19 protein-coding genes are annotated in these 17,053 nt (G+C 31.6%); 9 read left to right on the top strand and 10 right to left on the bottom strand.

The window, feature by feature from the left end; translation table 11 throughout:
- Positions 1-117: 117 nt before the first annotated feature.
- The 9 genes from OU989_RS22510 (at position 118) to OU989_RS22470 (ending at position 8,435) form a co-directional block, all read left to right on the top strand.
- Complete coding sequence (locus OU989_RS22510; protein ID WP_274797523.1) at positions 118-2,208, top strand: type IA DNA topoisomerase; 2,091 nt, start codon at positions 118-120, stop codon at positions 2,206-2,208.
- Positions 2,209-2,336: 128 nt separating this feature from the next.
- Positions 2,337-2,633 (top strand): hypothetical protein, encoded by a 297-nt coding sequence (locus OU989_RS22505; protein ID WP_274797522.1) that lies wholly within the window; start codon positions 2,337-2,339, stop codon positions 2,631-2,633.
- A gap of 52 nt (positions 2,634-2,685) precedes the next feature.
- Positions 2,686-3,081, top strand: a complete 396-nt coding sequence (locus OU989_RS22500) for a hypothetical protein (protein WP_274797521.1) — start codon at positions 2,686-2,688, stop codon at positions 3,079-3,081.
- Positions 3,082-3,366: 285 nt separating this feature from the next.
- The gene (locus tag OU989_RS22495) at positions 3,367-4,464 is read left to right on the top strand and encodes a DUF2325 domain-containing protein (RefSeq protein ID WP_274797520.1); all 1,098 of its coding nucleotides are present in this window, start codon (positions 3,367-3,369) and stop codon (positions 4,462-4,464) included.
- 14 nt (positions 4,465-4,478) lie between these two features.
- Positions 4,479-4,619, top strand: a complete 141-nt coding sequence (locus OU989_RS22490; RefSeq protein WP_274797519.1) for a hypothetical protein — start codon at positions 4,479-4,481, stop codon at positions 4,617-4,619.
- Positions 4,620-4,642: 23 nt separating this feature from the next.
- Positions 4,643-5,155 (top strand): hypothetical protein, encoded by a 513-nt coding sequence (locus OU989_RS22485; protein ID WP_274797518.1) that lies wholly within the window; start codon positions 4,643-4,645, stop codon positions 5,153-5,155.
- Between the two features lie 255 nt (positions 5,156-5,410).
- The gene (locus OU989_RS22480) at positions 5,411-5,872 is read left to right on the top strand and encodes a hypothetical protein (protein WP_274797517.1); all 462 of its coding nucleotides are present in this window, start codon (positions 5,411-5,413) and stop codon (positions 5,870-5,872) included.
- A 146-nt stretch (positions 5,873-6,018) separates the two neighbouring features.
- Positions 6,019-8,112: a type IA DNA topoisomerase gene (locus tag OU989_RS22475; protein ID WP_274797516.1), complete on the top strand. Its 2,094-nt coding sequence runs from the start codon at positions 6,019-6,021 to the stop codon at positions 8,110-8,112.
- Positions 8,113-8,282: 170 nt separating this feature from the next.
- Entirely contained in the window at positions 8,283-8,435 is a 153-nt protein-coding gene (locus OU989_RS22470; RefSeq protein ID WP_274797515.1) for a hypothetical protein, read from the top strand.
- Positions 8,436-8,504: 69 nt separating this feature from the next.
- Here OU989_RS22470 and OU989_RS22465 read toward each other — a convergent pair whose 3' ends face one another.
- From OU989_RS22465 to OU989_RS22420, 10 genes are all read right to left on the bottom strand, one after another.
- The gene (locus tag OU989_RS22465; RefSeq protein ID WP_221682632.1) at positions 8,505-8,786 is read right to left on the bottom strand and encodes a hypothetical protein; all 282 of its coding nucleotides are present in this window, start codon (positions 8,784-8,786) and stop codon (positions 8,505-8,507) included.
- Between the two features lie 16 nt (positions 8,787-8,802).
- Positions 8,803-9,951 (bottom strand): tyrosine recombinase XerS, encoded by a 1,149-nt coding sequence (gene xerS, locus OU989_RS22460; RefSeq protein ID WP_274797514.1) that lies wholly within the window; start codon positions 9,949-9,951, stop codon positions 8,803-8,805.
- An 84-nt stretch (positions 9,952-10,035) separates the two neighbouring features.
- Positions 10,036-10,242, bottom strand: coding sequence for a hypothetical protein (locus tag OU989_RS22455; RefSeq protein ID WP_274797513.1), 207 nt, complete (start codon positions 10,240-10,242; stop codon positions 10,036-10,038).
- Between the two features lie 148 nt (positions 10,243-10,390).
- Positions 10,391-10,744: a hypothetical protein gene (locus OU989_RS22450; protein WP_274797512.1), complete on the bottom strand. Its 354-nt coding sequence runs from the start codon at positions 10,742-10,744 to the stop codon at positions 10,391-10,393.
- A 641-nt stretch (positions 10,745-11,385) separates the two neighbouring features.
- Positions 11,386-12,189, bottom strand: a complete 804-nt coding sequence (locus tag OU989_RS22445; RefSeq protein WP_274797511.1) for a hypothetical protein — start codon at positions 12,187-12,189, stop codon at positions 11,386-11,388.
- A gap of 663 nt (positions 12,190-12,852) precedes the next feature.
- Positions 12,853-13,848, bottom strand: coding sequence for a phosphoadenosine phosphosulfate reductase domain-containing protein (locus tag OU989_RS22440; RefSeq protein WP_274797510.1), 996 nt, complete (start codon positions 13,846-13,848; stop codon positions 12,853-12,855).
- A gap of 125 nt (positions 13,849-13,973) precedes the next feature.
- Positions 13,974-14,228 (bottom strand): LPD28 domain-containing protein, encoded by a 255-nt coding sequence (locus OU989_RS22435; protein WP_274797509.1) that lies wholly within the window; start codon positions 14,226-14,228, stop codon positions 13,974-13,976.
- 28 nt (positions 14,229-14,256) lie between these two features.
- Entirely contained in the window at positions 14,257-14,697 is a 441-nt protein-coding gene (locus OU989_RS22430; protein ID WP_274797508.1) for a hypothetical protein, read from the bottom strand.
- 438 nt (positions 14,698-15,135) lie between these two features.
- Complete coding sequence (locus OU989_RS22425) at positions 15,136-15,735, bottom strand: hypothetical protein (RefSeq protein ID WP_274797507.1); 600 nt, start codon at positions 15,733-15,735, stop codon at positions 15,136-15,138.
- 266 nt (positions 15,736-16,001) lie between these two features.
- Positions 16,002-16,979 (bottom strand): hypothetical protein, encoded by a 978-nt coding sequence (locus tag OU989_RS22420; RefSeq protein WP_274797506.1) that lies wholly within the window; start codon positions 16,977-16,979, stop codon positions 16,002-16,004.
- Positions 16,980-17,053: the final 74 nt, after the last annotated feature.

Genomic DNA, 17,053 nt, shown 5'->3' with positions numbered 1-17,053 from the left:
AGAGTAAATAATTGCTATAATTAATTGTAGTAGAGAAGTACTTTACTAACCCATTCCGCGTGGGCTAGTAAAGTACTTCTCTTTTTTTATCTTAAAATTTAAAAGGGCGTGTTATTTATGACAATAACTTTAGTAATTGCAGAAAAGAAAGAGGCTGCAAAATCAATAGCACAGGCATTATCTCCGCAATTCACTGAGAAAGAAGGATACATTCAAGGTTCTAACAATTTAATATTCACATGGGCTAGTGGACATCTTGTTGAGATAAAATCACCGGAAGAAATGAAAAAAGAATGGGGAGAATGGGCTTGGGATACCCTCCCTATGATTCCCGAAAATATTCAATTAAAGGCTAAACCGAAAGTTAAGAAGCAGTTAGATATCATTCAAAAACTAGAAGAGCAGGCTAGTGTCATTGTTAACGCAGCTGATTCGGGGACAGAAGGTGAAGTAATCTTTAACTTTATCGCTATTTATCTCCGCTTTAATAAGCCTATATATCGCTTATGGACGTCATCTTTGCAACCAGGGGCTATTCAAAAGGCATATAAGGAATTAAAGCCTGCAAGTGCTTATAATGCCTTAAAACAAGCTGGATTCTCAAGGGCTATCTCTGACTGGATTATTGGTTTAAATGCCACTAGAGCATTAACTCTTGCTGCTGGTGGGAAAATAATACACGCAGGTCGGGTTCAAACTCCAGTACTAGCATTAGTTTATGATCGCCATAAAGAAAGATCGTTATTTAAAAAGATGAAGTTCTATCCCTTACTAGCTACATTTTCTCAAGGAGCGGAAAAATATCAAGGGTACTTTGCAGGGGACCGCATTATTGATCAAGATGAAGCAAGGTCGATCAACGAACAAATTAAAGCCAAGCAAGGTACTATTACAGGCATTAAAGAGGAGCAAAAGAAAACACCTCCACCGCTTCTCATGGATCTAACGGACTTATCAAGAATTGCCAACCAAAAATACAGCTATACAGCAATTAAGACGCTAGAAATTGTCCAGTCCTTATATTTAAAGAAATATGTAACATACCCACGTACCGGGTCCAGATATACGACAACAGATGAGATACCATTAATGCATAATTCATTTGATGTATTAAAATCTCAATTTCCTAAACTAGCTACTAACGGAGATAAAAGCCTTGTTAATGAAACAAACACAAGAATAGTCAATCCCAAAAAAGTAGTTGATCACCATGCTCTACTACCAGAGCCGGTAGTAGCAACAGATCTTAGTAAGGAAGAAGAAAATATTTACATGATAATTGTGGAGCGGTTTTTCACGCAATTTCAAAAACCCTTTGAATTCATGCAAACCAACATAAAAACAGAAGTTCAAGGATATTATTTTGAGTCCACATACAAACAACCTTTAAGTCTAGGCTGGACGGCTATCTTTAATTCCGAAGAGGATGATATCGTCGAATGTAACGACTTTACTGGTATTCCAAAGCTTTTTGAAGGAGGAGTATCATGTGATGATGTTGAAATAGAAGAAAAGGAAACATCGGCACCAGCTGCATTCACTGACGGTTCATTAATTCAGATGATGTCAAATATAAGTAATAAGATTTCGGATCCAATCTTGAAAGCTAAATTAAAAGACTGTGGGATTGGAACCAGTGCTACAAGGGCCACTATTATCAAAAAATTAATTGATACAGAATACCTCGCTTACGAGAATAAATCTATCACAATCACTAAAAAAGGGATTAATGTAATTGAAATCTTAAGAAGTACAAATATTAGTTTATTAACATCGCCTGAATTAACAGCTGAATGGGAAAAAGAATTAGAGCAAGTAAGAAATGGGAAATCAAGCAAACCATTTATGGAAGGTATTAAGAAGTTGGCGAACCTCATTGTAGATGAGGCGAAAAAGCTTAATTTAGAATCAAATGATTTTATTCAGAGTTATGGAAAATGTCCGAAATGCGGTAAGAATATAGTTCTGAATAAAAAGAGTTATTATTGTTCAGGTTATAATGATGGCTGTAAATTTTTCATTTGGAGTACTCAATACCATAAAAGTATAACTCCTAAAATGATTGAACAATTACTATTAAAAGGTAAAACAAACTTGCTCTCATTTTCATCGAAAAATGGGCCGAAATCCTCATTTAAGGCAAAATTGATTTTACCCGAAAACCTAGATGGTGGTAGGCTTGAACTCGAATTTGAAGCCAAAAAATAAACAATTCTGAATTATCTAGTCCTTTTGCATTTAGGTATATAATAATGTAGAATGAAAAAGACCTTACACATTAACAAAATATAACATTATTGAAAAAACATAAATTGTAAAAGGATGGATGATTCTTAATGGGCCGTCAAATTAAATACGAATTTCTCCGTATAATAGATCGAATAGAGGAAGATAATATATTAATTGTAATTGCGAATATTAGAGAGGTTTCAAGAGATTCGAAAACTGGACATGTAAATGTGCTATCTCGCCATTCACATTCAGAAGAATATCCTTTAAATAATATCCCTAGACATATCCAGATATTAGATGCCATCGAACCAACTCAAATAAGCCCTCAAGAATTTGACCAACTCACAAAACTGTATAAAAATGATATTGAAAGCTTTTTACTTTATAATCCAAAATATTAACTCTCTAGAGAATGTTCTCTTAGATAATTCTTAGAAGGGCGGTTTGTGAGATATGAATAGTACTAATACTAATACTAATTTAGAACATACAATGGATTTATTTAAAAATTATCCATATATGCAGGATGTTATTACCGAACATAAGTTAGAAAATGATTTACACCGTATTAAATGGCACTTTTTCGAAGAGGAAGAAGTAAAAGGGCAATTCGGGAAAATCTTAGAAACTTTTGAACTATTAACCTCATCTAATATTCCAGACATTATTTCTGGACGCTCTAATGCGGTCCAAGACTATGTGTCAATTGGAAACCAGTTACATGTATTTTCTAAAGAACAAGCAAGACATGAATTAAATTTATCAAATGAGGATGTTGCTCGACTTTTTTCTAAGGTGGAACTAGGTGGAGCAAAGTACTGTACTAAAGAAGATCCTCAGCAACTTTAAAACTGCGAAAACAACAGGATATGTCCTATTGTTTTTCTTTCTTAGTAATTGTTTTCTACTTAATTAACTATTAACAAAGTCATATATATGTGGTAATATAAAGTAAATTTAACGTACAAATTGCGAAGAACGCATTTATTCCTAACGGGATAATTGCGTTCTTTTTTGTTTGTCCAAAATAGTGTGAAGATTGTTTCTAAGGACAATCGTTATTTTGCGTCCTTTCATTGAGCACCTTATTATTAAGTCATTCAGAGTACAAAAAATTACAAAGGAGAATAAATTATGTTTGACACTATCAAAAAAGAAATGATTCAAACACTTCAACACATGTCAATAGACGATAATTATATTGAAAAGCAGGATAAAATTGATGCACTTTTTAATATATTAATTTCTGCTAAATTACATATTCCTAAGTTATTCGACGAAGTTCCAGTCATCGATAAATATGAAGGTCGTAGAAACTTCTCTAACAATTCAAACGGCTATCCTTTAATTAGAAAACTCAAAGGCGGAATACTTCAAATAAGTAATGAGGTTGACATTTATGTTCCTGAAACTATTATTCGTTCACAAAACTTAAAGCATGGGGACATTATTAAACCATCAAAAAATAACAATTTGGATGGTTACTATTTTCAAAAATTAAAGGATGGTCCAAAGATAGAGAATGATACACGTGGAGAGATAGATTACTGTATTGTTTCAGAAAACAAAATTGATCAACAATTTACTGCTTCACAACATTTGGTAGATGGGGAACCCAAGCTGATAAAACTAGATAATGACCTACCAATAACTTTCATAATCAGTTTAGAGGATACTCAAAAATTCAAATTAGAACCTGGAAGTATCGTGAGTATAGCCTATGACATTAGAAATCCAAAAATAAATAGAGTTATCTGGAATTATGAAGAAATAGCCGTTCCTAAAAGACCTAAACCTTCAGGACATTACAAGTCATCAAATACATCTAGCTCTGAGAGTGAAGAACCTAATAATGAAATTGTGGTAAATAAAGACGATCTGTGGGTAAGATTCGAAAATACTAAGAATGTTTTGATTGAGAAAAAAATACTTTTGCTTGGGTCAGATTTTAAAAAAGCTCAATATAGTCAATTGGCACATGAGGTTAATTTCACCCTAACAGTTATGACAGGTCATGAAAGAGAATCACAAATACAAGCTGCTATTCGAAACAGTGATATGGTTCTAATTGCCAGTGGTCATTTAACTCACCACCGTTCAGAATTACCGCGAGATATTTGTAAGTTATATGGAATCCCTATGCGATTTATTTCATCAAATGTAGCTGGTATGAAAAGAGGTCTTCTTGATTTAATTGAAAACCCAGAAGTTCTTGTCTCAAACTCTTATTAAAGGAGATAAATTGCATGTCAAAGAAAACTATCTATCCAGTATTACTTCTAGGAACTTACATTTTACTCTTATGTTCCAGTTTAGCCTACATTTCATTTGTAGCGCTCGGAGCAGAAGATATTTTTATTGACGTTTTCAAACACCTGATTATTTAAACTTTATTTAAGGAGGGGCTGTCGTGTTTAAAAAACTAATCCCAATCAAAACACAAAGTAATCCAACTATTTCATTGCATAACGGTAAGCATGAATTTACATTCTTAACATCAACAGAATCCTTTGAAGGTATAAAAAGCTATCTAGAAAATAGATTGGAAAAACAATTAATAACTCGGTTAGAACTATCCAATCTAATTGAAGGTAATTTAAATTATTCATCATCAAATTCAGAGGTTCAAGGACATCTTATTTTTATTATGCCTAATTTAATTAATCTTGCTTTTCAGCAAAGGAATTTTACTTTTATCTTTCAACAGGACATTTTAACTGATCTTAGTCGCTCTGAAGAGCTTCAACAAGCTGTATTTTCAATGACAGATAAAAAATACTATGATTCATTAACTCATATCCTTGATTATTTATTACGTTATAAAGAACCGCAGGAGCCATTGAGTTTTATGGAAGTATACTTGGTCTATACACTTGTAAATAGCATTTTATATAACACTTCACAACAAACTGGTGAGGTCTAACATTACATAACTTTTTAATTCTCTTAGAAATTCAATTTGAAAGGAAATCAGCGATGTCACATGAGGATTTTTTAAAGAAATTACCATCAAGCAAAGGCATCTGGATGGCCTTGGCTACAATCAATGAATTGGTTAATGAGGGGTTTACTCATGAGGATGCAAATAAGATTCTATGGTACGCGGTACAAGAACATGCTACTCATGTGTTTGTAGAGAACGATACTAAATTAAACTAATAATTGGAGGAATAAAAACATGGCCTTAAATGTTGCTACTACTGTATCAGCAAATGTCGTTAAATTACCTTCGTATACAGTGGTAATACAAATGAATATGGGTAGCTATAGCTTTGAGTTACTTACCAACTATGAATTTATAGCTGTGAGTAAAGAAGCTGCTCTTAAAGTAGCAGCTGATATGTTGAAAGAACTAATACCATTTGTAGAGGTTTATTACGATCTAAATCTGGATGGATTAAAAATAAACATTAAAGATAATAAGTACTTTGATTGCGCGGAAATACGAAATTTTGAAATATATGATGAGTCTCAAATTGATTTTGTTTCTAATAAATCGTCAATTAGTATAGGGTTGGGTCTTAATTGCTACTCTTTTGTCACAGAAGAGAAGTTTTATGAACATATTGAGATGAATACTTATTCTTCATCTATAATCAAATTTGAAGCTGTAGGGTATGGAATAGCACTCTTAAATTAATATTGAGCCCCATAGCTCTATATGTTATCGTTTTATTAATTCAATATTCTTTTTGATGCTACGGAAGCACCGATACATCGTCATTTCGACATGTATTGGTGCTTTTTTATTTATTATTAAACGGGGTGATCATTATAGAAATTACTGTGATAATAGCAGAAAAGTCAGATGCAGCACACGCAATAGCAAGTGCCCTTACAAATGATTATAAAGAATGTCCAGGTTACCTAATGGGGAATAACGGTTTACTTATCACTTGGACTCAAGGGCATCTTTTAACACTTCAGGAGCCCGATGAAATTAATCCAGAATGGGAGGATTGGTCTTGGGACACCTTACCTATCCTTCCAACCTATTTGCCGCTTAAACCGCTTCCTAACGCCCAAAAACAGCTAGATGTTATTGCTAGTTTAATTAAAAACTGTCATGTAGTAGTAAACGCTATGGATGCTGGTATAGAAGGAGAATTAATATTTGCATATTTGGCTATTTATCTTAAATTCTTAGATTTCCCCACTAAACGTCTGTGGACCGCTTCATTACAACCAACTGCCATAAAAAAGGCTTATGAAGACATGAAGGATATTAAAGAGTATCAACATTTAAGAAATGCCGGATTAGCACGTAGTATGGGAGACTATATTTTAGGAATTAACAGTACAAGAAGTATCACCCTGGCAGGGGGAGGAAAGACTATATCAGCTGGTCGGATACTTTCACCAACATTGGCCTTAATCTATGATCGTCAGATAGCAAGGGACCAATTCGAAGAAGAAATTTACTATGGTATTAAGGCTACATTTCAACAAGGTTCCATTTATTATGATTCCTCTTTCAAAGGAGATCGATTAATTGATTATGATGAGGTTGAAAAAATAATTAATCTAGTGGAGAAACAAGAAGGGCAAGTTCAGTTTACAGATGATACAAAGCTTCAAATGCCCCCATATCTACCTAACCTAACCGATGTGACTGTAATGGCCAATCAACGCTATGGAATAAAGGTATCTGATGGTGTGAAAATCCTCCAGAAACTTTATCTGAAAAAATTGATAACATATCCCAGGACTTCGAGTAGATATGTTACACCTGATGAATTGGATCTTCTTCATAGGTCTTATAAGGCTCTCATTGAAGTATTTCCAAATTTAAAGAAGGGAAGCGAAATCAGCAGGGTTAACTTGAATAACAAACGAATCTTTAATCCGGAAAATGTTCAAGACCATCATGCAATATTACCTGAAGCTACAAAGCCAGTGGATCTAACGGAAGAAGAGAATTTAGTATATCAAATAATTGTAGAAAGATTCTTTTTGCAGTTCCAAGCGCCCGTAAAGACTTTGCAAAGGAAAGTTTTAACCGTAGTTAATGATTACAATTTTCAAACCACATTTAAAAAAGTAATTGATTATGGCTGGAAAGGGTTAAATTTAGATTTTACAAATCTCCTTATTGAAGAGCAGGACGATGATGAAATGTTGGAAGAAGAGGTTGATGTATTACCAGATATTCAGATGGATATTGCAATTAAAAATATTGGATTAGAAGTGAAGGAAAAAAAGACAGCAGCACCGCCACTCTACACTGAAGGTTCACTTATGAAATTGATGGAAAACATCAGCTCACTCATTACAAATAAAAAGTATAAAGATGCACTTAAAGGATGTGGAATAGGTACAAGCGCAACGCGTGCTGAAACCATAAAAAAACTACAGGACAACGGTTATGTAATTTCTCAAAAAAGGAAGTTAGAGGTTACTAAATTAGGAAAAGCCGTCATTCAGCTCCTGCGGAAGAGTAAATCACATTTACTTACTTCACCAGAGCTCACTGCGAAATGGGAACTTGAATTAGAGGAAATCAAAAAAGGAAAAGACTCAAAGCACTTTAATGATGCAGTAGCTAATTTCACATTAAACTTTGTGGAGGAAATGAAAGACTTATCACTATCTGATAATGCATTGTCTGCTTTCTCAGCAAAATGTCCATCATGCGGCAAGCCTCTAAATGAAAATAAAAAGGTCTATTACTGCACTCAAGATGATACAGATTGTACTTTTTATATTTGGAAGAATCAGTACAACAAAAGTATCACCAAAAAAATGTTAGATGATCTTATTCAAAAAGGGGAGACATCTCTGTTAACCTTCAAAACAAAGGACGGAACAAGAAAATATAAAGCTCGATTTAAATTAGTCATGCCAATTAAACAAGGGAAGCTTCAATTGGAGTATATATAATTTATACCTATTTTATTGGAGATACAATTATATCGAATATTAACGGCTCTAATATTTGATAATGTAGCAGCCAGTTGCCTTTACTTGTATTATAACCCTTTGGAAATTATCCGTTAGTCTACTAATGAATTATAATATAGAGGTGTAAAAACAAGGGGAGGAATCAATGTATGAACCACAATGATCAAGAAGAAAAACCCTTTTTTGAAGAAATGAAAGAATTAATTAACCGTAACGAGATAGCAATGCTTGGATTTTTGATGGTAACTTTAACAATATTTGTATTTTTCGTCAGAATTGTAATGGATCTAATTCTTAGATAAAAATAACGTGCTAAAAACTCTTGTTCAGTTTTAGCACGTTTTATTTTAAGCTTTTATTTATATAAGCCTTCAAAATCGGTATAAACATAAAATCGATAATGTCAATATAACAACGTAAAAGAATGTATTAAACAATATCCTTTTGCGACGGATTTTTTTAAAATCAGATTTTGTTCTAACATCGCATAATCCTTTAAAAAGCATTCTAACTTCATCTTCAGGTGTATCAATATTAACATTCTCTAATAACTTACTTACTTTATCTTTATTTTCTTTTGGAATTGCAAATACTTCAACATATTTACGGCATTTCTGATCCATTTTAAATATTGAAACTAAAATACCACTCATATAGACATCCCACCTTCTATTTCTCCTTATTCAATGCTTCACTAACACGCTCGATAGCACGTTCCCTTGTTTCATCAGCCATATTAACATAGAGACTCGTTGTATTTAGGTTAGAGTGTCCTAATTGATCACTTAACAATTTAATATCTCCATCATTTTCCTCATAATAGAGCAATGAGAAAGAATGTCGTAATTTGTGTGGAGATAGCCCCTTAATATTAGTTGAATGAGTCACTTGAGCCAGATAAGCTGAAGTATACTTTTGAACAATATTCTGAATTGCCCTGTGTGATATATTTTTAATTCCACCATGACTAGTTACAAAGAGAAAAGGGGAGTATTCTGCACCAGAATATCGCTTGTTACGCACTTCTAGGTACCTTTCAATAGCCATTAATGAATCAATAGTGATAGATATTGTTTCATGGCCGCCACCTTTTCGATCAATAGAGATTTTCACATTATGAAAGTCTATATTATTTATTTCTAGTGACACCAATTCATTTAGTCGAATACCACTACCAAGAAATAAAGAACAAATTGCAAAGTCTCGTTCCTTATCTCTTTTAAAAGTAGCTAATTTCCTATGATTTTCTTCAACTGTTTGTTCATAACCATTCGACAAGAATTCTAAAAACCCCTTTATTTGATGCTGTTTTAGAATTTTATCATTCAATGCATCAGCTCTGGTTGCAGGGGATACTTTAATGCGTTTCAAAGGGAATTTTTCCATTACATTTCTCTCGATATATGTGTCACCGGCAGCATTTTCCGTCTCATTTACCAGGTAATTAAATAGGGAACGTAAGGCGCTTTTCGCTCGATTAACTGTAGTATCTTTCCTTGTTTCATATACTTTCTTTTCTTTCTTTTTTTCAGAAGCAATATTTTCATTTAGTAATTTATCAAAATATGTCTTAACAACATCTTTTCTAAGACAGTCTAGGGTTTCTAAAGGTACATCTTTGGCCAATTTAACATCAACAATGCGATCACTTATCAACCAGTTAAAAAAACTTCTATATTCGTAAATATACTTTGATAAGGTATTTGCTGAAAAGTCATCTTTTTTAGCTTCATAAAATTCTGTGATGTAGTAGGGAAGTTCCTTTAAATTTTCTATTGTTAATCTCTTCATATTTTGTTCTTCTTGGGTAAGTGCCAAAAAAATCACTCCTTTTAACCAAAATCAGAACAAATGTTCGCATAATACAATTTTTACGAACATTTGTTCTTATTTTAATTTCACTTAACTTATGACAAATCTAAACATCTCATGTATTAATGGGGGAACCATACACATCATCACACCTACTAAAATCAACAGACCTCCTAGAAAATCTTTGTTTAATGGGTCCTTTTCATTTTTATAAGCAATTAATGTAGTAATTGATACAAGGATTATCACCAAAACCACTGTTCCGTAAAGAAATAAACCATTCATATGTAAAATCATTTAAGTCCCTCCAATTACCCTTTGCTTTTAATAAATTTATAAAGTAATTCATTCTTTTGGTAAGTAGTTAGAAAGGGTAGCCCATATCCCATTTAATACAACTTTCACATACCATTGAAAGTGTACTGATAAAACTTCTTTCTATTCACTAACCACAACAAAAAAAGATTATTTCACCCTTATTCAATTCATTCTCTATGATGTTTAGAAACTTATTGATCCTTTCTAACAATCCATCATCTATATCCATGGTTTGTAATCTGCTTTTTGCTTCATGATAATCACTCATTTTATAGATTTTAAAATAATCATTGTTTGTTAAAAAAATATCAAAAACTTCTGCAAAATCGCTAGATTTAGGATTACCCATAGAAAAATTAGTATATGCTAGTAAGTAATTTTCATCATCATCACCATATGCAATATCATACAAATCATCTTCATTAATATATTGATCTTTTAATTTTGTTGGAATTTTATATAAAGAAATATCATACCCCATTTTCTTTTTCCTCCTTATTTATGATTAGACCCTTTTCATGGCATTAAACCGTTTAGTTTTCAGCGGGATTGATAATGCTATTGGAATAGCACATAATACACTGGCTAAAACATTAAATAAATCGTTAGTTTTAAATATGATTAGAATTAAAATGATAAGTATGGTATAATGACAGAAAATTTCGAGTTTTAACTGATTTAATGTCTTCTTTCTAAGTAGTAAAGAACCAATAGACAAACACAGTAATGTTATAAACAACAAAGCTAATAGTATCTCCAAATTTTTCACCTCTATATCAATTTTACCATATTAGCGGATTTACCACTACTAGATATTCGTAAAATTTGTATTATGCGAATATCTAAATGGAACATATGTTCCATCCCCTTCGCGTTAGAATTTTCACAAGATAATGTACATGGTCAAGAACTTCTGGTCAGTTTATTTTTTGCAGTGATCGTTTATATCCTTGTCCTTTTCACATTAAATCCGTACTTTCTTGTCTTTTATTTTAGATATGAATGTCCAGACAAAAATAAAAATGTCTAAAAGTTCTTGTCCAAAAATAAAGACAAGAACCTTTAGACAAATTAAAAACTTATTAATTTGCTTTTACTTAAAAGACTTTATGAATGAAATGGTTAATCTAAAAGTGAAAAGTTCATATTTTGTATGATTTCTTCTAAAGAAATAGATGTTTTTTGGGAGAACTCTTTAATTTCTAACCATATATTCCAATACCCATCCTCACTACTTATATCAGTGCAATATGTATGAGTCCATTCGTCTTTATATGGAAATGATACTAGTCCATAATTGTTTAAAATCACAATGTGTTCCTTTAATTTATATGGATTTATCCCTGTAGATTCTTCAATCAATGCAATATGAACCTGCGAATTAACTGCCCGCTCTAACATAATTTTAAAAATTGAACGAGTGTCTGGTGATAATTTCCTAAGAATATCTACCTTATCATTTATTTGTTGTATCATTGGAATCAATTCTTCTTCGTTATGTTTCCATCCAATAACACTGTTCATATTATTTAGTGATTGACAGTATTGAAAACCTTGAAGACTTGTCCTATCTACAATAGAGTTATAGAGTTTATCAGCTACATCACTATATTTCTTTTCATGTGCTTTCTTCATTTCTTGTAATCTACTTACAGGAAATTTTACCACATCATCTGTCTCTTTATGATGTTCATGACAGAGTAATATTAAGTTAGCAGCAGCTCTTCTATCCTCATTAGTTTGTTTTTTATTAAATCGTTCACCGCCAGGCATTGCCGCTTCAATATGACAAATCTCGCCTACTAAAATCCCTTTATCATTTAATATAGTTTGAAAACATCCAGGGAAAGCACATTGATTTCCTGACTTTAAATATAATTCCCTTAACACTTCTTTTATAGGTGGAAGTCTTTTAGGCAGTTCCATAGTTTACAATCCTCCATTTTATTATTCTTTAACTCTCGTTTTTAGATTGCTCCATTTTTTGATAATAACAGGAATCATTATTAGTGCTGTACTAATAAAGAGAGCAGCCCATAACATGGATGAATCATTATCAATTATAATAGTGTCCGAATAAAATCAATTTTTTTAGTTTGCCTTTGAATTAAAAATGTTCCAATTGTAGCAATACCAACTATGAAAGAAATACTACTTATAATAATAGTGATAACCACTAACTATACCTCCCTCTTTGAAGTTAGTTTAATACCTTTTCTTCAAAAATACTCCTTTTGTAATAAAAATTATTTAAATTTCATAATTATATTTTATCGTACCTTTGGTTTTATGTTTATCTAAAATTCAATTCTACTCAAGTAGTTTACTCTTTACTGTATGTAATAATTTACGGGTACGAATAGTTAATTATTTGAGTAGACTTTACTTATTCAATAAAAAAAGATCTTGAATATTTATTCAAGATCCCTTTTTTTCTTCTTTATGTTTTAATTTTCAATTACATCAAGCCATCTTTTAAACTCTTCTTGGGTACTTTTATGTTTTTTCAAGACTTCGTTTTTAATATAATCTAAATCTAAATCAAAATCTTCTCGATCATAATTCTCATAAATAATTATATATATTGTATTAATCATTTAGTGTATTTTCATAATCGACAAAGCATCCGCATCCACCAATGTCCCACATGTCACACTGGATAGGTTGCTTTTCTAGCAAATTTAATGTCATCCCCTTAATGTAGGAATAAGGCTTGTTAATAGGATTACCCTTACTATCATTCCCAAATAATCTTCTACTCGATGATAGGTAATCAACTGATTCTAATATTTTTTCTATTTTAAAAGATTTTATTCCTGTTGATAGATAGTTATAGACATCCTTGAATAAGTAATCCTTACATTTGCCACTTTTGATTTGTGGTTGTTTAGTGTAACGGATATACTCACTAAGCACTATTTCCTGCTCTTTCACCTCTTGAAAAGTCTTCTCATCCTTTAGTAAAAGATTTTTATAATGACCTTGACCAGCCTTAACGCAACGACCTTTACAATTGTTATGAGCAAATCCCATATCATATAGGCGTGGTTTCCGAATGCCATATAGATTCAATACATCTTCATTGTTTATTACTTCATCAATTAATGGCATTTGTACATCAAAAGGTGCCCAGTTTTTTTTGATTGCATCCTCACGATGCATTTCATCCCAACCAATTCCAAAATATAAGATTGTATCAGCTGCAAACTCTTCTTCTAATGGCGATATGTCCGTTTTTAAAAATTCGTAATTGTACTTAATTTCTATTAAAGGCTTTATCCCCTTTTTTAAGAATTTAGCAGCTGGCTCCATTTTTAATTTTTTTGAACAGTTACCTACTCTGCTGTTATATAAAAAACGTTCTTTTGCCATAAGTTGTATCGGAGTTAACCCAACAGAATGATAAAGCATAGGCAGTTTTAGCTTATCTGAAGCCTCGTAAATAAATCGATATAGATCAGAATCTTCCCAAAGTGTATCCGTAAAATACAATAGAATATTATCATTTGGATATTTTATTTTTACTAAATGGGCAACAGTAAAAGATGACATGCCCCCGCTAAAAAATATAATGTGATTTTTCATAGTTCGTTCCTCACTTTAAATTTCATTAACATCTTCATTGGATGAACTTTAAAAAAGCACTTTCTAAAAAACGAACATACAAAAGTAATGTCCTTTTTTATCAGAAAGTGCTTAATTCATTCAAACTAAATTACCTTTAGAATTGCATCTTTTTGAGCTTCTCTTAGGTATAAAAAACTCCCATTAAGCCCTAAAGTAAGCGGCTTTTTCACAGCTATAGTACATAAATGATTAACCCATAAGAACTTTGCAACTATAACCGGCCTAAAGCTTCCATCTTCATGACTCACATCATAATAGTGTAAGTTAGGATCTCTTTCTTCTAAGGGAACCCTTAGTTCAGAAGCAAATTCAATTTTTTGATATTGTAATTTTGGCATATTATTTCTCCTTCTTAAGAAATGACATTTATACACACTCATTTATCCAAGTAATATAATGGCCAAATGGACTTGTACCGTCTTGATTTATTAAAGTCATTTCTAAGAAAAAAATATCTTTATTAAAATAAGCCATTAAATCGAACAGTTCTCCCCATGTATTAACCACAAAGTCATGTTCACCCATATAGTGAAGAACCAATTCCTTTTTAAGTTCTCCCTTATACTCATCACTAGTTGCAAGTTCAAAGAAAACTTTATACTCTCCTATAGGCGTTTTTCGGATTTCTTTTAAATCTGCAGCTGGTACATTTTCATTAACGAGAGAATAAGAAAAGCGACTCTCAAAAGGATAAAATTGTGTGAAATTCTTTACTCTTTTATCTGTTTCTATTGTTATAAAAAGTCCACCGACACGATCAATGCCATAAATGTATCCGGCATCACTATTCTCATACCTAAATTGCATATAATATCCTCTTTCTGTTTACATTTAGTTTCAATTTTTAAAATTTTAATTACTGTTTATCACAAAACACATAATTTCCTCCTCTACATTATTTTTTGAATGAAGCCAATAAAAATAGCCTGATTTTCACTTAGACTATTAAGACACTTAGATGATTATTAGTTCATTCAACAAATGGCCATATAACCATGTATTCAATATTTGAGAACAACAAAAAGCACTTTCCCAAATAATGATCAGACGAATCCCTAAAATCGAATTCGTTTGAACACCTTTAAGAAAGTGCTAGATTATCGCTCCACCGTGTGGTTAAGCGTCAATGTTGAAACTACAAATATGAAATTAATGTACCATATGATTTTTTTGTGGTCAACATATTCTAAGTTCACAAATCATTTCAAGTAAATGAAAAGGAGTACCCTAACTTAGGGTACCCTTTTATTTATTCAACTTAAATTTCCAACAATAGTGTATTAACAAAACATATACTATACAGCAACTAAAAAAGAACTGCATTAAAGTATCTTTAGCAGAAGAAGCTTCTGCCCCTTTAGCAAATATCAAAAATGTTAACACTGTTGCTAATATAGTTAATATGTTAACCATATTATATTTTTCCTCAAATTCTTTTCTCAACTGTCTGTATTTTTTATTATAAGGAATATACCTTCCCAGAATTGCGAACAATTCATAAATGATATAGATAATAGCAAACCCTATTAAAAGCACCGTTGCAAACGAAGTTACAATTTTTAACTCCACCAAATATGTTGCTATCATAAGGCCAATCATCGTACAAATTGAAATTGTCACCATTTCAGCTAAAATCATAGTAATTATTAGAACATTACTATTGTTTAACCTTCCGCAAAAGTACTTTAATGCTTGTACTAAAGCAACCGCCCCAGCAATTGTAAACCAAAACGAAGTATTCTCCCATTCCTTATTTGAGCTAATTTTTAGCAAATAAGCTATTAATACTAATAATGCACCGTAAAGTAACATTACCCCTACAAAACCACTTTCATTTTCTTTCATATAAATTCCTCCTTTTCTTTATTTGAGAACAACAAAAACACTTTCTCAAATATGAACAGACGAATCCCTAAAATGGATATTCGTTTGAACACTTTTAAGAAAGTGCTATGTAATAGCTCTACCGTATGGTTAAGCTTCCGTGTTGATTCAATAATAATGCTACTAATTTATCATATTTCCTAATTATGGTCAACTAGGTTCAAATGACCTTAAGCAACAAACTGTTTTTGGTTAACTTAATTCTTTAAATCTAATTTCCTAGAATTTCAATTATTTAATGTCTTTTGTTTACGAACATAGTATGAAACTACAATTAGATCTCTAATTGGCGACAAATCATTAGATTCATTAAGAACAATAATCCCTTCCTTTTTTAGCCGTGTGAAATTATATCGATAATCGCTTACATCTCTATCCCCAATTACATTAAGTGCATTAAAATGTTCAAAATTTAGAATTTCATTAACCGCAGCTTGCATTTCACTTTCTCTTGACTTTAGAATTAGGCAATTATTTTTCGGAAAAATTGTAACAAAATTTATATCATTTAATAAATAGTCTATTGATTCATCATCACGTTTTCTAACTGTAACCTCTGGTAATTTCTTTATAAAAGCATCAAGTGCTAAATATTCATCTTTTAAATGTTCATTTTCATTATAGAAAAAGATGTCTCTATAATCATTCGAAGTAATTAAATCCATAAACTCTTGGATTAATAAATAGTTCCGATGATACTCATCATAATCAACTATAATCTCTGCAAGTGTATTCCTAACTTCATCCCAAGTTATATTAACTACTCTAATACTAGCTTCATCCACATTTTTAAAACGTTTCCTATGTTTGTATAGTTGGTCGTCAGTTAGTTTGTTATTACCTATCTTTACTTCGATTAAGATATGCATTGAATCATCTCTACTATAGATATGGGCATCAGGGTCACCCTTCTTATTCTCATCTGAGGGTACATAGTTTGGATCAAATTCATGACTTAATTCTGAGATACCTAAGATAACTGCGCTTGAAACACTTCCTAATATATCTTGATTGACTTGCAGCCCATATTTGAATTCACTGTAACATTCAGCTATACCTAACAACTCTAATACCTTTGGAGTAATACTTGGCTTAGTTTTCTCTAACATCTTAATAAAAGATTCAGTAATTCGATTTTCAGGCTTCTTATAATACAATTCATATAGATTTCTTTTTCGCGCCTTTAATGTTAAAAATGATTTCATTTTCATTCTCCTTTTTCGTGAGGTAGATAATTTCATTATAAAAAGCTATATGATTAAATCATATAGCTTAGTAA

Source organism: Lysinibacillus irui (assembly GCF_028877475.1).
Classification (GTDB): domain Bacteria; phylum Bacillota; class Bacilli; order Bacillales_A; family Planococcaceae; genus Lysinibacillus; species Lysinibacillus irui.
Note: the sequence above shows the minus strand (reverse complement) of the source record. Positions and strands in the feature narration are given on the sequence as shown.

What these genes read in the sequence shown, in the direction of transcription:
- OU989_RS22420 (WP_274797506.1), bottom strand. Translation starts at nt 16,979, where the DNA reads ATGAAATCATTTTTAACATTAAAGGCGCGAAAAAGAAATCTATATGAA.
- OU989_RS22470 (WP_274797515.1), top strand. Translation starts at nt 8,283, where the DNA reads ATGAACCACAATGATCAAGAAGAAAAACCCTTTTTTGAAGAAATGAAA.
- OU989_RS22430 (WP_274797508.1), bottom strand. Translation starts at nt 14,697, where the DNA reads ATGCAATTTAGGTATGAGAATAGTGATGCCGGATACATTTATGGCATT.
- OU989_RS22435 (WP_274797509.1), bottom strand. Translation starts at nt 14,228, where the DNA reads ATGCCAAAATTACAATATCAAAAAATTGAATTTGCTTCTGAACTAAGG.
- OU989_RS22505 (WP_274797522.1), top strand. Translation starts at nt 2,337, where the DNA reads ATGGGCCGTCAAATTAAATACGAATTTCTCCGTATAATAGATCGAATA.
- OU989_RS22480 (WP_274797517.1), top strand. Translation starts at nt 5,411, where the DNA reads ATGGCCTTAAATGTTGCTACTACTGTATCAGCAAATGTCGTTAAATTA.
- OU989_RS22450 (WP_274797512.1), bottom strand. Translation starts at nt 10,744, where the DNA reads ATGGGGTATGATATTTCTTTATATAAAATTCCAACAAAATTAAAAGAT.
- OU989_RS22425 (WP_274797507.1), bottom strand. Translation starts at nt 15,735, where the DNA reads ATGAAAGAAAATGAAAGTGGTTTTGTAGGGGTAATGTTACTTTACGGT.
- OU989_RS22465 (WP_221682632.1), bottom strand. Translation starts at nt 8,786, where the DNA reads ATGAGTGGTATTTTAGTTTCAATATTTAAAATGGATCAGAAATGCCGT.
- OU989_RS22500 (WP_274797521.1), top strand. Translation starts at nt 2,686, where the DNA reads ATGAATAGTACTAATACTAATACTAATTTAGAACATACAATGGATTTA.
- OU989_RS22490 (WP_274797519.1), top strand. Translation starts at nt 4,479, where the DNA reads ATGTCAAAGAAAACTATCTATCCAGTATTACTTCTAGGAACTTACATT.
- OU989_RS22455 (WP_274797513.1), bottom strand. Translation starts at nt 10,242, where the DNA reads ATGATTTTACATATGAATGGTTTATTTCTTTACGGAACAGTGGTTTTG.
- OU989_RS22495 (WP_274797520.1), top strand. Translation starts at nt 3,367, where the DNA reads ATGTTTGACACTATCAAAAAAGAAATGATTCAAACACTTCAACACATG.
- OU989_RS22445 (WP_274797511.1), bottom strand. Translation starts at nt 12,189, where the DNA reads ATGGAACTGCCTAAAAGACTTCCACCTATAAAAGAAGTGTTAAGGGAA.
- OU989_RS22440 (WP_274797510.1), bottom strand. Translation starts at nt 13,848, where the DNA reads ATGAAAAATCACATTATATTTTTTAGCGGGGGCATGTCATCTTTTACT.
- OU989_RS22510 (WP_274797523.1), top strand. Translation starts at nt 118, where the DNA reads ATGACAATAACTTTAGTAATTGCAGAAAAGAAAGAGGCTGCAAAATCA.